At 70.2% G+C, this 205-nt stretch carries 1 protein-coding gene; it reads right to left on the bottom strand.

The window, feature by feature from the left end; genetic code table 11:
• Nucleotides 1-205, bottom strand: a 205-nt coding sequence (locus tag J0695_RS42465; RefSeq protein ID WP_206970119.1) for a histidine kinase dimerization/phosphoacceptor domain-containing protein, incomplete at both ends; no start/stop codon positions are given.

The raw sequence follows: 205 nt of genomic DNA, 5'->3' as shown, positions 1-205 counted from the left end.
GTCTCGTGGGCTCGGTGCTGTGGTCGGGGTTGAGCAGGTCGAGCAGGTGCCGCAGATCCGTGATGGCCCGGCGGCCGGTGTCGGTGACGGCTGTCAGGCTCTGGTCGAGGCGATCGGGGACGGCGGTCAGACAGCGGGCCGCCTCGGCCTGTACGACCATCGCCGTCACGTGGTGGGTCACCACGTCGTGGAGTTCGCGGGCGAT

Source organism: Streptomyces beijiangensis (genome assembly GCF_017315755.1).
GTDB lineage: Bacteria > Actinomycetota > Actinomycetes > Streptomycetales > Streptomycetaceae > Streptomyces > Streptomyces beijiangensis.
The sequence above is the reverse complement of the archived record's forward strand: the minus strand, read 5'-3'. Positions and strand labels throughout refer to the sequence as shown.